10 protein-coding genes and 1 pseudogene are annotated in these 14,557 nt (G+C 62.3%); 7 read left to right on the top strand and 4 right to left on the bottom strand.

What is annotated here, in order from left to right; genetic code table 11:
- Positions 1–13: 13 nt before the first annotated feature.
- A complete protein-coding gene (locus F3Y30_RS22475) occupies positions 14–1,585 on the top strand; it encodes a GMC family oxidoreductase (RefSeq protein WP_203427384.1) in 1,572 nt (523 codons plus the stop codon).
- 161 nt (positions 1,586–1,746) lie between these two features.
- Here F3Y30_RS22475 and F3Y30_RS22480 read toward each other — a convergent pair whose 3' ends face one another.
- The gene (locus F3Y30_RS22480; protein WP_203427385.1) at positions 1,747–2,478 is read right to left on the bottom strand and encodes a response regulator transcription factor; all 732 of its coding nucleotides are present in this window, start codon (positions 2,476–2,478) and stop codon (positions 1,747–1,749) included.
- Positions 2,475–3,737: a sensor histidine kinase gene (locus tag F3Y30_RS22485; RefSeq protein ID WP_203427386.1), complete on the bottom strand. Its 1,263-nt coding sequence runs from the start codon at positions 3,735–3,737 to the stop codon at positions 2,475–2,477. The genes F3Y30_RS22480 and F3Y30_RS22485 overlap by 4 nt, the downstream gene beginning before the upstream one ends.
- A gap of 278 nt (positions 3,738–4,015) precedes the next feature.
- Between F3Y30_RS22485 and F3Y30_RS22490 the strand changes: the two genes are divergently transcribed.
- From F3Y30_RS22490 to F3Y30_RS22510, 5 genes and pseudogenes are all read left to right on the top strand, one after another.
- The gene (locus F3Y30_RS22490) at positions 4,016–5,032 is read left to right on the top strand and encodes an ABC transporter substrate-binding protein (protein ID WP_203427387.1); all 1,017 of its coding nucleotides are present in this window, start codon (positions 4,016–4,018) and stop codon (positions 5,030–5,032) included.
- Between the two features lie 73 nt (positions 5,033–5,105).
- Complete coding sequence (locus tag F3Y30_RS22495) at positions 5,106–6,569, top strand: sugar ABC transporter ATP-binding protein (RefSeq protein ID WP_203427388.1); 1,464 nt, start codon at positions 5,106–5,108, stop codon at positions 6,567–6,569.
- Positions 6,566–7,513: an ABC transporter permease gene (locus F3Y30_RS22500; protein ID WP_203427389.1), complete on the top strand. Its 948-nt coding sequence runs from the start codon at positions 6,566–6,568 to the stop codon at positions 7,511–7,513. The genes F3Y30_RS22495 and F3Y30_RS22500 overlap by 4 nt, the downstream gene beginning before the upstream one ends.
- Positions 7,510–8,459: pseudogene (locus F3Y30_RS22505) on the top strand (ABC transporter permease). The gene F3Y30_RS22500 and the pseudogene F3Y30_RS22505 overlap by 4 nt, the downstream one beginning before the upstream one ends.
- Before the next feature lie 15 nt (positions 8,460–8,474).
- Positions 8,475–9,389 (top strand): SMP-30/gluconolactonase/LRE family protein, encoded by a 915-nt coding sequence (locus tag F3Y30_RS22510; protein ID WP_203427390.1) that lies wholly within the window; start codon positions 8,475–8,477, stop codon positions 9,387–9,389.
- Positions 9,390–9,395: 6 nt separating this feature from the next.
- Here the strand turns inward: F3Y30_RS22510 and F3Y30_RS22515 are convergent, their stop codons facing one another.
- Positions 9,396–10,304 (bottom strand): DMT family transporter, encoded by a 909-nt coding sequence (locus F3Y30_RS22515; RefSeq protein ID WP_203427391.1) that lies wholly within the window; start codon positions 10,302–10,304, stop codon positions 9,396–9,398.
- A 275-nt stretch (positions 10,305–10,579) separates the two neighbouring features.
- On the opposite strand from F3Y30_RS22515, the gene F3Y30_RS22520 reads away from it, so the two are divergent.
- Positions 10,580–12,367: an IlvD/Edd family dehydratase gene (locus F3Y30_RS22520; protein WP_203427392.1), complete on the top strand. Its 1,788-nt coding sequence runs from the start codon at positions 10,580–10,582 to the stop codon at positions 12,365–12,367.
- 117 nt (positions 12,368–12,484) lie between these two features.
- Here the strand turns inward: F3Y30_RS22520 and F3Y30_RS22525 are convergent, their stop codons facing one another.
- Positions 12,485–14,308: a methyl-accepting chemotaxis protein gene (locus tag F3Y30_RS22525; protein WP_203427393.1), complete on the bottom strand. Its 1,824-nt coding sequence runs from the start codon at positions 14,306–14,308 to the stop codon at positions 12,485–12,487.
- Positions 14,309–14,557 lie beyond the last annotated feature (249 nt).

Raw genomic sequence — 14,557 nt, forward strand, 5'->3', positions numbered from 1 at the left:
TGGGAGGATAGACATGGCAGCCCCTTACAATCTCAACGACGACAAAGTGGTCGTCATCATCGGCTCCGGAGCGGGCGGCGGCACGCTCGGCAATGAGCTCGCGCAGAAAGGCATCGACGTCGTCATCCTGGAGGCCGGCAAGCGCATCGAGCACGAGGATTTCATCAACGACGAGTGGGACAGTTTCGCCCAGCTCGCATGGCTCGACCATCGCACCACCGGCGGCGGATGGCGGGTACACAAGGACTTCCCCAACCTGCCTGCGTGGATCGTCAAGGCGGTCGGCGGAACGACGACCCACTGGGCCGGCGCCTCGCTGCGGTTCCAGGAGCACGAATTCAACACCCTGACGCACTACGGCAAGGTCGAGGGCGCCAACCTCCTCGACTGGCCCATCACGCTCGCGGACCTCGAACCCTACTATGCCAAGGCCGAGGACAAGATGGGCGTGACCCGCACCAACGGCATCGAGGGATTGCCGGGTAACAACAACTTCAAGATTTTCAAGGCGGGTGCGGACAAGCTCGGTTACAAGGAATGTAACACCGGCCACATGGCCATCAACTCGGCCGACCGCGACGATCGCATGTCATGCCAGCAGACCGGCTTCTGCTTCCAGGGCTGCAAGTGGGGCGCAAAATGGTCGACGCTCTACACCGAAATCCCGAAGGGCGAAGCGACGGGCCGGCTCGAGGTGCGCCCCAATTCGCACGTGGTGAAGATAGAACACAACAAGGACGGCAAGGTAACGGGCGTCGTCTATGCCGACAAGGATGGCAAGCTGCAGGAGCAGAAGGCCCGCATCGTCTGCGTCGCCGGAAACTCGATCGAGAGCCCGCGGCTTCTCCTGAACTCCGCCTCCTCCATGTTCCCCGACGGACTTGCCAATTCCTCCGGCCAGGTCGGGAAGAACTACATGCGCCACACCACCGGCTCGGTCTATGCCGTCTTCGAAAAGCCCGTGCACTTCTATCGCGGAACCACGATGGCCGGCATTATTAGGGATGAGGCCAAGCACGATCCGTCACGCGGCTTCGTGGGCGGGTACGAAATGGAAACGCTGGCGCTCGGCATTCCTTTCATGGCCGCGTTCCTCGACCCCGGCGGCTGGGGACGCTCGTTCACCTCCGCCATGGACGGCTACGCCAACACGGCGGGGATGTGGATCGTCGGCGAGGACATGCCCCAGGAGCAGAACGCCGTGAAGCTTCACGGCGAACTGAAGGACCAGTACGGGATGCCCATTCCTGACGTGTGGTTCACGGACCATCCGAATGACGTGGCGATGCGCAACCACGCCTACGCCCAGGGCCAGGCGCTCTATGCCGCGGTCGGCGCGACGCGCACTTTCCCGACCCCGCCCTATCCGTCGACCCACAATCTCGGAACCAACCGGATGAGTGAAAAGCCGCAGGATGGCGTCGTCAACAAGTGGGGTCAGACCCACGATATCAAGAATCTGTTCATATCGGACGGAAGTCAGTTCACGACGGGAGGGGCCGAAAACCCGACCCTGACGATCGTGACGCTGGCCATCCGGCAGGCTGACCACATCGCCTCCGAGATGTCGGCGGGCTCGATCTAGCGCGAAATCCGCCCCGGCTGCGCTTCGGCGCAGCCGGAGACGTGCGCGAGCGACGGCCCCCAAGACGCGCTTGCGCTACCTCTGGCCGGCCCCGCCGGCCAGCCTTTTTGGTGACGGACGATTATCCGGACCGGACCATGGCTCGCCGCCATCGGTCCAGTCTACCAGTCAGAACCGACACCCTTTCGCCATTCCTGCAACTCGGCTTCGGCCCGCTCCAACGCGCTGTAGTTCAACAGCTTGCGAAGGAACGCCACGGTTACGGCACGGGCACGCAAATTGAAGCGGCCGTCGTCCTCCTCGCCTGCGCTCTGGTAGACGTCCAGCTTGTCGTAGAGTTGCTGGAGCCGGTTCTGCACGCTGCGCAGCGAGAGGCTCCGGCGCTTCGCGATGGCTCGGTCCGTGAGCCCGAGCGCGATGTCCACGAGGATCTCGTATTCGCTGTCGGTAAAGCCGTTGGCCTGCCCGAGGCTCTTTTGCTGCAAGCCGCGCACTTCGCGGTCAATAACGCACTGGCTCTCGACGAAGATGCTGCGCAAGGCCAGCTTCAACCGCTCGTCCGATGCCGACTTCAGCACATACCCATAGGCCGCACCATCAGGTACGATGCGCGAGACGCCCCGCACATAGGCCTCGTCGGAATAGTTCGACCAGAAGAGGATCCGGGTCTCCGGCCGTTCCTTCCAGATGGTGCGCGCGGCCTCGATGCCGTTGCGTACGTTCATCTGCAGGTCCATTACGATGTGCGCGGATTTGTGGTCGCGCGCGAGCCTCTCCCCCGTCGTGCCGTTGTCGGCCTCGATCACGGTGTCGCATTCGGGAAGCGCCGCACACACCGCCTCGTGCAGGTACGAACGATGGAGCGGATCGTCCTCGACGATCAAGACCTTCATTGACGTGCCTCCATAGCGCCTCGTTCTCCCTCGGTCGGGCCTGACCTGCGCGGCAGGGTCAGCGATACGCTCACCCTCGTGCCTACGTTGCATTGCCCCGGACCGACTGCAAACCGCGCAGAGATCAAGCGTGCCCGGGTGCGCATGTTGTCGATCCCCCCGCCGATCCGGCCCTCCGGCCCCTTCAAACCTTCGCCGTCATCGCAGATGTCGATGGCGATCCGGCTATCCTCGACCCGCAAGTGAACGATGATCGACGTGGCCTGCGCATGCCGCACGGCATTGTTGATCGCCTCCTGGGCAATCCGGAACAGTGCAATGCTGACGGTCTGTTCGAGCGTCTCGAGCGCGCCCTCGCTATCGTCGGTCAAGGTCCACTGGATCGGCAGGCCACTCTCACGGATCGACCGGTCGAGATGATTTTCCAGTGCCTGGGCGAGACCGAAGAGCTGAAGGATGGAGGGTTTGGCTTCCTCGATGATCTGGCGCAGGTCCTGCATACAGTGCTGCAGGCCGCGGGATAGCGATTCCAGGGCTTCGGCCGTGATGTCGCCCGTCTTGGAGAGACGCTCGACGCGACGCGCCATGCGGGTCAGGTCGGCAAGCGTCTGGTCGTGCAGATCCATGCCGATGCGCTGGCGCTCCTGTTCGAGCGCCTCGGTGAGCTTCAACGCCCCCTGCCGGAGCCCTTCCTCGCGAGCCCGTGCCTCTGCTTCCACGATCGCGGAGCGCTGCGCCTGCTCGGCGGCTCTCAGGGCGAAGAAATAGGGGGAAAGCAGATCGGCGATCGCCCGCGCCTTCGCGACGTCCTCCATTGTGTAGAGACCCGGCGTCTGCGACGAACAACTGAGAGCCGCAATGATGTCACCCTGAACCTTCATGGGGACGTGCAGCCGGCTTTTCAGCGACTGTTCGACAATCGGCCGCTTGAATGCGCCTTCGAAGTGAAAGCGTTCGTCGGTGGTCGCGTCGTCGGTCAATAGAAAGTCGACGTCGCCCCACAGAAGCGTCCGGATCGGACTGTTGCTGACCGGCGCGGCCGAAAGACCACCCCATGCCGTCTCCATGCCGGTCTCGTAGGCAGTGTGATATTTCCCATCCACCATCACGACGCAGACGTCGAGATGGTCGTGCGGTACGATGTGGGCGACCTCCGCCGCAACTGCCCGGATCGCCGAGCGGAAATCCGGCTGGCCGGCAAGCAGTCTCGAAATGCCGAGATAGTGGTCGAGCAGCGCCGGCGAAGCGATCTGAAGCATGTCCGCAGTTCCTCCCCGCGTGTGACGCATGGACTCCTCCTCAATGAGTCCGCGCGCGACAGTCAGTAAGCGCCCTCCCGCTCCCGGCGTCTTGCATAAACCCGCACCATCGCCGGTAGAATTGGCAAACGGCTTGCCGCAAAGCTCCTGTACAGGCACAACCAACTGTTCCATGCTGCCCTTACTGAGAGGAGGATGCTCAGTGCAAGAACAATTTTCATCCCGCCTCCGGCGCAGATGAAGCGATCCGCCTGGAGCGGATCTTGAGGGAGAGAGACATGAATATCAGCAAGATGCTTCTGGCATCGGCCGCGATCGTGTGCGCCGCAATGCCGATTTCCGCCCAGGCCGATACTGCGGGCAAGAAAATTGCCCTTTCCAACAACTATGCCGGAAACTCCTGGCGCCAGGCCATGCTCACGAGCTGGGAGAAGGTAACCGGAGAGGCGGTCAAGTCCGGCGTCGTCGCCGCAGCCGATCCTTTCACGACCGCCGAGAACCAGGCGACCGAACAGGCAGCCCAGATCCAGAACATGATCCTGCAGGGCTACGACGCGATCGTTGTCAATGCAGCCTCCCCGACCGCAATCAACGGTGCGGTCAAGGAAGCCTGCGACGCAGGTATCGTGGTCGTCTCCTTCGACGGCATCGTGACCGAACCCTGCGCATGGCGCATTGCGGTCGACTTCAAGGAAATGGGTCGCAGCCAGGTCGAGTATCTGTCCAAGAAACTTCCCCAGGGCGGTAATCTGCTCGAGATCCGAGGGCTTGCTGGCGTCTTCGTCGATGACGAAATCTCTGCCGGGATCCATGCCGGGGTCGAGCAGTTCCCGCAGTTCAAGATCGCCGGATCGGTGCACGGCGACTGGGCCCAGGACGTCGCCCAGAAGGCAGTCGCAGGCATCCTGCCGAGCCTGCCGGAAATCGTCGGTGTGGTGACGCAGGGCGGAGACGGCTATGGCGCAGCACAGGCCATCGCGGCGGCAAAGCGCGATATGCCGGTGATCGTCATGGGCAACCGCGAGGACGAGCTGAAGTGGTGGAAGGAACAGAAGGACAAGAACGCCTACGAGACCATGTCCGTCTCCATCGCACCGGGTGTTTCCACGCTCGCATTCTGGGTCGCCCAGCAGATCCTCGACGGCAAGGAGGTCAAGAAGGATCTGGTCGTGCCGTTCCTCCGCATCGATCAGGACAACCTTGAAGCCAATCTTGCCAATACCCAGGCAGGCGGCGTAGCCAACGTGGAATATTCCCAGGCCGACGCCCTCAAGGTCATCGAAGCAGCCAAGTAATCTCCCTGACCCGCGCGGTTATCGGCTCCGGCCGGTTTCCGCGCGGCGTCTTCTCCAGGCAAAGACGGCAGAAATGACTGGTGGCTCCCGCAAGGCGGTGATCGAAGTCGAAGGCGTGAAGGTGAGCTTCGGCGCGGTCAAGGCGCTCGACGGTGTAACGTTGCGCATCATGCCCGGCGAATGCGTCGGGCTCGTCGGGCACAACGGCGCCGGAAAATCGACCATCGTCAGCGTCATCAACGGCGGATTGACGCCGCACGACGGCAGCGTTTCAAGCGATGGCGAACCTCTACCCCACTTCGGCATCAAGATGGCACGCGCGCGCGGCGTGCGCTGCGTCTTCCAGGAACTGTCGCTCTGTCCGAACCTCACCATCATCGAGAATGCGCGCATCACCCACCGCAACCTCGGCGGTTTCGGCTGGCGGGGCCGGGCGGCGAAGATCATCCAGGCAAGCCTCGACGCGATCTTCCCCGGCCACGGCATCGATTGCGGGCTGACGATCGGCGACCTCTCCATATCGGAGCGTCAGATGGTCGAGATCGCCATGGCGTTCTCCGATGCGGGCGTCGCACCTCGCCTGGTCATCCTTGACGAGCCGACCTCCTCACTCGACGCAAGCCTCGCCAACCAGCTTCTCGCCCATGTGCGCGGTTTCATCGCCCGAGGCGGTTCCGTTGTTTTCATCTCGCACATTCTCGGCGAGATTCTCTCGACTGCCGATCGCATCGTCGTGATGAAGGACGGCCGCATCGTCAGCGACAAGGCGGCCGCCGATTTCACCACGCGCAGTCTCGTGGAGGCCATGGGCAGTGTGGTGAAGGAGGAAAGAGGGGGCCGCACCGAACGTGATTTTCGCACCGTGCCTGCTGTGCTGGAGCTGCCCGCCGCCGAACCCGGCGCCCTTTCCTTTGCCGCGCGCAAGGGCGAGATCATCGGGCTCGCGGGTCTCGGCGGTCACGGTCAGACGGAGATGTTGCTGAAGCTTCACGCGATGAAGAGCAGCAACTGGCTGCCTACCCGTGACCCGACGGTGACCTTCGTTGCGGGAGACCGACGCCTGAACGGCGTGTTCGAACTCTGGAGCATCCTAAAGAACCTGACGATCGCCTCGCTCGGCGACCATTCCCGGCGCGGTGTCGTCGCAGAAAAATCCGAACGGGAAACCTCCGCGAATTGGAAGAGCCGGATCGAGATCCGCACGCAGAACATGGACAACCGCATCCTGTCACTCTCCGGCGGCAACCAGCAGAAAGTGCTCTTCGCCCGTGCCCTTTCCACCCATGCACCCGTCGTCCTGATGGACGACCCCATGCGTGGCGTCGACATCGGCACGAAGCAGGAGGTCTACGCCATTCTCCGGGAGGAGGCAGAGCAGGGCCGCACCTTCGTCTGGTACTCTACGGAAATGGAAGAAATCTGCCTCTGCGACCGAGTCTATGTCTTCCGTGACGGCGCCATCGCCGCTGAACTAACCGGGGACGAGATCAACGAGGCAAACATTCTCGCGGCCTCCTTCCATGGAGAGGCTGCATGAAATTCCGGCTATCTTCGGAGACGATGCGGCTCGTCATCCCGGCGCTTTCGCTCGTGCTGCTGCTCGCCGCCGTGTTCTGGCTTCAACCTCGCGCGATGAGCTATGTGGGGCTCAACCTGCTGTTCAACCTCGCAGTCCCGATCGCCCTTGCGACGATCGCGCAGATGCTGATCATGTCGGTCAACGACCTCGACCTGTCGATGGGCACCTTTGTCAGCTTCGTCGCCTGCGTTGCCGCAACCTTTCTCCAGGCCAATCCTGCCCTCGGTGTTCTGATCCTCGCTGCGTCCATTGCCGCATATGCGGCTCTCGGCGTCGTGATCTATATCCGCAATCTGCCCTCGATAGTCGTGACGCTCGGCATGAGCTTCGTCTGGTCCGGTCTGGCGGTACTAATCCTGCCGGCTCCCGGCGGGCAGGCGCCGGAGTGGGCGCGCGCCTTGATGGTTGCAAAGCCGCCCCTGGTTCCGATGGCGATCATCGCGAGCGTGATCATCGCCGCACTCGCCCACTTCGTCGTTATGCGCTCGTCGGTCGGCGTGCTGATCCGCGGCGTAGGCGGTAATGAACGCTCCGTGGAGCGTGCCGGATGGTCGGTCGTAGCGGCGCGTGCGACGGCCTATGCACTCGCCGGAACCTTCGCGGTCCTCGCCGGCATCGCGCTGGTCGGACTGACGACTTCGGCCGATGCGAACATTGCATTGCGCTATACCCTGCTTTCGATTGCAGGCGTCATTCTCGGCGGCGGCGAATTCATCGGCGGACGGGTTTCCCCCGTCGGAGCAGTAATCGGTGCGCTGACACTTACGCTTGCCGGGTCGTTCCTCTCGTTCCTGCGCATATCGCCCGACTGGCAGATCGGCGCCCAGGGTGCGATCCTGATCATCGTTCTCGGACTCCGTCTTCTGCTCAACCGCCTGGAGAATAGGGAGAAACGCCGATGAGCGCACTCGCCGGTCCTCTCCGCAAGCCCTGGATCTGGTCGTACCTTGCCGCCGCCCTCGTGTGGTTCGCCACGATCATGGTTACCGGGGTGCCAGCACGCTCGGTCTCAGTCAGGCCGCGCTCACCTTTGCCGCCTTTTCCGTCATCGTCGGCATAGGCCAAATGTTCGTGATCACGCTCGGGCCGGGCAACATCGACCTTTCGGTACCATCGACGATGACGCTCGCCGGAACGGTCGCGCTAAAGCTCATGGACGTCGACAACGGCATGGTCGTGCCCGGCCTCTTCGTGGCGATCCTGATCGGCGTCGCGGTCGGCATCGGCAACTACGCGCTGATCAAGCTCCTGAAGATTCCTCCCATCATCGCCACGCTCTCGATGAGCTTCATCGTGCAATCGGCGGCGATCTGGACCAACCGCGGGCTGCGCATCAAGCCGCCCCAGGTGTTGGCCGACTTCACCACCTCTTCAACGCTTGGCATCCCGAACGTGGCGCTCGTGGCGCTGCTGATTTCTCTCGCAGCGTGGTTCATCCTGCACAGGACGATCTATGGACGCTGGATTTCCGCGATCGGGCAGAGCACTCCGGCCGCCCGCATGGCAGGCATTCCGGTCGATGGCGTTCGCTTCGCGACCTACGTCCTTTGCGCCGTGCTGGCGGCACTGTGCGGCTATCTCGTCGCATGCTTCTCCGGCGGCGCCGCGCTCAACATGGGGGCGGAATATCTGCTGATGTCGATCGCCGTGGTCGTGATCGGCGGCACCGCAGTGGCGGGCGGAGATTCCAACGTTCCCGGCATCTGGGGAGCGTCGCTCTTCATGTTTCTCGTCGTGTCGATGCTCAATACCTACGGTCTTGGCGCTGGCATCCGGCTGATCATGACCGGTCTCATCATCATATGCGTCATCATGCTTGCCGGCGGACGGCAGCCCGGCGCGCGATAGCACAGGAACACTCTCATGTCCCACGATCCCCTCTATGAGATCCACGATCCTCGCTTCAAGTCGCTGATCGTCTCGAGCGCCCGCCTCGAGGAACTCTATTCGGGCTGCCGCTGGGCCGAGGGCCCGGTCTGGTTCGACGATGCCAACCAGCTATTGTGGAGCGACATCCCCAACCAGCGCATCCTGCGCTGGACGCCGGACGGCGGCGTCTCCGTCTTCCGCGCCCATTCCAATTTTTCCAACGGGCATACACGTGACAGGCAGGGGCGCCTCGTCTCCTGCGAGCACGGCCTGCGGCGCGTGACCCGAACCGAGATCGACGGTTCCATCACTGTTCTTGCGGACAGCTTCGAAGGCCGCCGGCTTAATTCGCCGAATGACGTCATCGTTCGCTCAGACGGGACCGTGTGGTTTACCGATCCGACCTACGGAATTCTCTCGGACTATGAGGGATACAGGGCCGAACCGGAACAGCCCACCCGAAACGTCTACCGTCTCGATCCCACCACAGGCAATCTCACGGCGGTCGTCACTGATTTCCTTCAGCCCAACGGGCTCGCCTTTTCACCGGACGAAACCGTCCTCTATGTCGCCGATTCCGGGGCAAGCCACGACGACGGCGCGCCGCGCCATATCCGCGCCTTCGACGTGAAGAATGGCAGGATCTTGGAAAACCCGCGCGTCTTCGCGCTCATCAACAGCGGCATCCCCGATGGCTTCCGGTTGGACCTCGAGGGCAATCTCTGGTCCAGCGCGGGCGATGGCGTCCATTGCTTTGCTCCGGACGGAACTCTTATCGGCAAGATCCTCGTACCGCAGACGGTTGCAAATCTTACCTTCGGCGGCCCCCGGAGGAACCGACTTTTCATCGCGGCGACGAATTCGCTTTACTCGATCTACGTGACGGCAACCGGCGCCCAAATGCCGTGAGGGTTGCTATTGCCGTCCCCGTCGCTTCAGCTGCTGTTCGCGGAAGAAGATGAAGAGGCCCGATGCGACGATGACGGCGGAGCCGACCAGCATGGCAGGCCGCGGGACATCCCCGAAGAACAGCCAGCCGAAGACAATTGCCCAGAGGAGAAGCGTGTACTGCAGAGGCACGACCGTTGCGGCGTCCACGAGCTTCAGCGAGCGGTTGACCAGCATATGAGCGCTCATCGCCACCACGCCGAGAAGGCAGAGCAGACCGAAATCGATCCCGCTCATCGGACGCCAGCCGTTCGGCTCGACGACGACACCCACGACCGAGACCACGGCGGCACCGGCAATCTGCCAGAATACGAGTGTGCTGTCCGGCGCGGCACGCAGCGTCCGTCCGAGAACCATGGCCAGTGCAAAGGCGAAACTTCCGGCAATCGCGACCAGCGCAGGCAGAGTGAAGCTTTGCGACGAGGGCTCCAATGCGATGACAACGCCGACGAAGCCGAGGACGATTGCGCACCAGCGGCGCCATCCGACCTTTTCTCCAAGCAGGAGCGGGGAGAGCGCGGCCACATAGATCGGCGCGGCGAGCCAATAGGTCATCGCGTCCGCCAGCGGCATGTAGAAGACGATAAAGTAGAACGCCAGCGCCTCGAAAGCGAAGAGCATGCAGCGCACGAAGTGGAGCCCGGGCCGGTCCACCTGATAGAGCCGTTTCACGCCCGTCTTCCAGAGATAGGGCGAAAGCACGACCAGCGCAGCGAGACTGCGGATCAGCATGAGCTGGCTGACCGAGTAGCTTGCGACCAGCCATTTGCCGAGCACGTCATTCAGCGAGAACATCACCATTCCGAGCAGCATCAGCAGGACGCCGCTGCGGACAGCATTGCTCGTAGGGGCCGTGGTCAGGGAAATAGTGGTCATAGGCGTCCATTTCGGGGCGCACGTGGCGGGCCGGTTGGGTTGACGTCATGCAAGAGAGCCGCAGGATCTGCGTCATCCGGCTCTGACACATTCCGCCACGGCGTTCCAGTCAACAAAATTGATGTCTCATCAGGCAAAGCGATCGGCCGGCAAGGCAAAAAAATCAAAAGAGACGCGTCGACGCAATTGAACCACCCCAAAGGTGATGAAATGGTTGCCGCAAACGAGGAGGCGGCCGCAGCCCGAGGCTTGGTCGCAATGGGCAGGACGACAGCATGACAGATGATCGAAAGAACGGCATCCGCCGGCTGCGCTCGCAGGACTGGTTCGACAATCCGGACCATATCGACATGACAGCGCTCTACCTCGAACGGTTCATGAACTACGGGATTACCCCGGAAGAACTGCGTTCGGGCAAACCGGTGATCGGGATCGCCCAGAGCGGCAGCGACCTCACCCCCTGCAACCGGCACCATATCGACCTTGCCAAGCGGGTGCGTGACGGGATCCGTGACGCGGGCGGGATCCCGATCGAGTTTCCGACCCATCCGATCTTCGAGAACTGCAAGCGTCCGACCGCCGCTCTCGACCGCAATCTTGCCTATCTCGGGCTCGTAGAGGTGCTCTACGGCTATCCGCTGGACGGGGTGGTGCTGACGACCGGCTGCGACAAGACCACGCCATCCGCCCTGATGGCGGCTTCGACAGTCGATATTCCGGCAATCGTGCTCTCCGGCGGTCCAATGCTCGACGGCTGGTATGAAGGCGACCTAGTGGGTTCCGGAACAGTTCTGTGGCGTTCACGCAAGAAATTTGCGGCCGGTGAAATCGATGCGACGGAATTCGTCGATGCGGTCATGGAATCCGCACCCTCGATCGGCCACTGCAACACGATGGGCACCGCCTCAACGATGAATGCCATCGCCGAGGCGCTCGGCATGTCGCTGACAGGTTGTGCGGCAATCCCGGCCGCGTACCGGGAGCGCGGCCAGATGGCCTACCGCACCGGCCGACGCTCGGTGGAACTTGTCCTAGGAAACATCAAGCCTTCGGACATTCTCACGCGCGAAGCCTTCCTCAACGCGATACGGGTCAACTCGGCGATCGGCGGTTCCACCAATGCACAACCTCATCTGGCCGCCATGGCAAAGCATGCCGGCGTCGAACTTCGACCCGAGGACTGGCAGATACACGGCTACGACATACCGCTGCTTGCCGATGTTCAGCCTGCGGGCCGCTTTCTGGGCGAACGCTTCCATCGCGCGGGCGGCGTTCCAGCGATCATGCGGGAACTGCTCGACGCGGGTAAGCTCAACGGTAGCTGTCCAACCGTCACCGGCAGGACGGTAGCCGAGAACCTCGAAGGCCGCATGGCGACCGACCGCGAGGTCATCCGTCCCTTCTCCGATCCGCTGAGGGAACGAGCCGGCTTCCTCGTACTCAAGGGCAACCTCTTCGACTTCGCGATCATGAAGACCTCGGTGATCTCGACGGAGTTCCGCGAACGCTATCTTACCCAACCCGGCCGTGAGGGCGTGTTCGAGGGGAGGGCCGCAGTCTTCGACGGCTCCGAGGACTATCATCGGCGCATCAACGATCCGGCACTCGACATCAATGAGAGCAGCATCCTCGTCATTCGTGGCGCTGGCCCGCTTGGCTGGCCGGGATCGGCTGAGGTCGTCAACATGCAGCCGCCGGACCACTTGCTGAAGCGAGGCATCCAGAGCCTACCGACGATCGGTGACGGCCGGCAATCCGGCACCGCCGACAGCCCGTCAATCCTAAACGCCTCGCCGGAAAGTGCGGCGGGTGGCGGGCTCGCCTGGATCAGGACCGGCGACACGATCCGCATCGACCTGAATGCAGGGAGGTGCGACATGCTGGTGGAGGACGTCGAGATCGAAAGACGGAAAACGGAAGGCATTCCTGCCGTGCCACCGGACGCGACGCCTTGGCAACGGATCTACCGCCAGACCGTTACCCAGCTTTCAGACGGCGCCGTAATCGAAGGCGCGCCGGAGTTCCGAGGCATCGCGGAGACCCCGCCAAGGCACAATCACTAGGGAGAGCGAAGCGCCACCATGCAGGACGCGGGTGACGGACCAATTCCCAACAAAACAAAAGGCCTGCCGGAAGTGATCCCGGCAGGCCTTTTCGTTCGAAGAGAGCAAGGCTTTGGCTCAGCTCGCCTTGCGCATCTGGTGAGCAATGCCGTGAAGGCCGCTCGTCGTGGAGACCTTGAAGCCACGGATCAGATCCAGCAGATCGCCGGTGTCGTTGGCGAGGACCTCGGCCGAAGCCGTCGTTTCCTCTGCCATCGCGGCATTCTGCTGAGTGGCCGTGTCCAGCTGGTTCATCGCGCCCGAGATGCTCCGCAGGGTCGTATCCTGTTCCTGCGCGCTGAAGGCGATTTTCGACACCACGTCGTTGGCGCTTTCGATCTGGCCGGAAATTCGCTTCAGGGCCTCGCCGGTCTGGGCGACCAGCTGAACTCCTTCGCTCACCTGGGCCGACGAGCGGTCGATCTGCGTCTTGATCTCCTTGGCTGCGGCAGCCGAGCGCTGCGCCAATTCGCGAACTTCCTGCGCGACGACAGCAAAGCCCTTGCCGCTTTCACCGGCGCGAGCCGCTTCCACGCCTGCGTTCAGCGCCAGCAGGTTGGTCTGGAAGGCGATGTCGTCGATCACCCCGATGATCTTCGTGATCTCGGCCGAGGAGGACTCGATACTGCTCATCGCAGCGATCGCCCGCTCTACGATGGCGTCGCTCTCGCGCGCCTCGCCGCTCACGGACTTCACGCGACCAGCGGCTTCGCGGGCACCATCAGCCGTCTGGCGGACAGCAACCGTCAGCTCGTCGAGGGCGGCTGACGTTTCCTCGAGATTTGCGGCCTGACGCTCGGTACGCTGGGCAAGTTCGTTCGATGCCCGGCGGATTTCTTCCTTGCTGACGCCGATATCATTGCCCTTCGCGCTGACGCGTCCCATGGCCTGTTCGAGGCGCGACAGGGCATCGTTAAAGTTCTGCCGCAGCTCTGCATATTTCGGGCCGAGATCGGCGCAGCGCACTGTCAGGTCGCCATGTGCCAGTTGCTGCAGGGAAGTGCCGATCGTGGCAACGGCATGCGCCTGCTGCGCGGCATCGGAACGCTGAACCTCCATGTTCTGCTGGCGTTCGGAATTGAGCGCCGCTTCCTGTTCCGCCTGGCGCTTGGCCATTGCGTGACGGTCGCGGATCTTGTCCTGAAGCGAGTGCGTCGCCTTCGCCATCATGCCGACCTCGTTGCCCAAGTCGGTATGGGGAATGACGACGTTGACGTCCTCATCGGCCACGGCTTCGAGCGCATTGTGGATGGCATTGAGCGGCTGCGAGATGCCACGGATCACATAGGCGGCGGCAACAAGTCCCAGTACCAGGACAAGCAAGCCGACTGAAATCGCGCCGATGACGTCGCCGCGGATCTGTGCCTCGAGATCGTCGATGTATAGACCGGTCGCAACGACCACGCCCCAGGGTTCGAAGACCTTGGCATAGGAACGCTTGCGGAAATCCTCGCCCTGTTCGCCTGGCTTTGGACCGTAGAAGTCCACGATCCCGCCACCGGCACGACCGACGTTCACCAGCTCATCGCGATAGTTGAAGCCATGGCTGTCGGGTTTGCCCTTGGAATTCTTGCCGACCCGCTCCGGGTCCGGATGGAACACCAGGGTCACGTCATAGTCATAGCCGAAGAAGTAGCCGTCCGGCTGGAACTTCATCTTCGTGAGGATGTCGTAGGCCTGCGTCTTGGCCTGCTCCAATGGCATCTCGCCGGCCTGGACCTTTCCATTGAAGCCCTCAAGAACGGAAATTGCCGATTCGACCTCGGTTCTCAGCATCTCGGAGCGTTCATTGTAGATCGCCGTCGATGCGGAGCGGATCTGATAGAAGGTGGCGAGCGCGAACGCCACCATCAGCGCACTGACCAGCAGGATGAGCTGCATCGATATTTTCAGGTTTTTCATCTCGCCTCTCGGACAATGGTTGTCGTTCGGCGGATCCTGATGTCAGTGGGAGCGCACCTTTGCAACCGTAAATGGTTCAAGCGCTTCCTGCGCAACAAGGTGCTGCATCGCATCCTTCATGAGTTGTAGTGGTGAACACTAAATAAACGGATAATTTAAAACCCACGAATTGGGCCGCGTAAGGTGACGGGCAGGTTGCCGACCTTTCCGCTTTCAGTTGCGGGACCGACCAGTTGGGCGCACACTGAC

Source organism: Sinorhizobium sp. BG8 (assembly GCF_016864555.1).
Taxonomy (GTDB): domain Bacteria; phylum Pseudomonadota; class Alphaproteobacteria; order Rhizobiales; family Rhizobiaceae; genus BG8.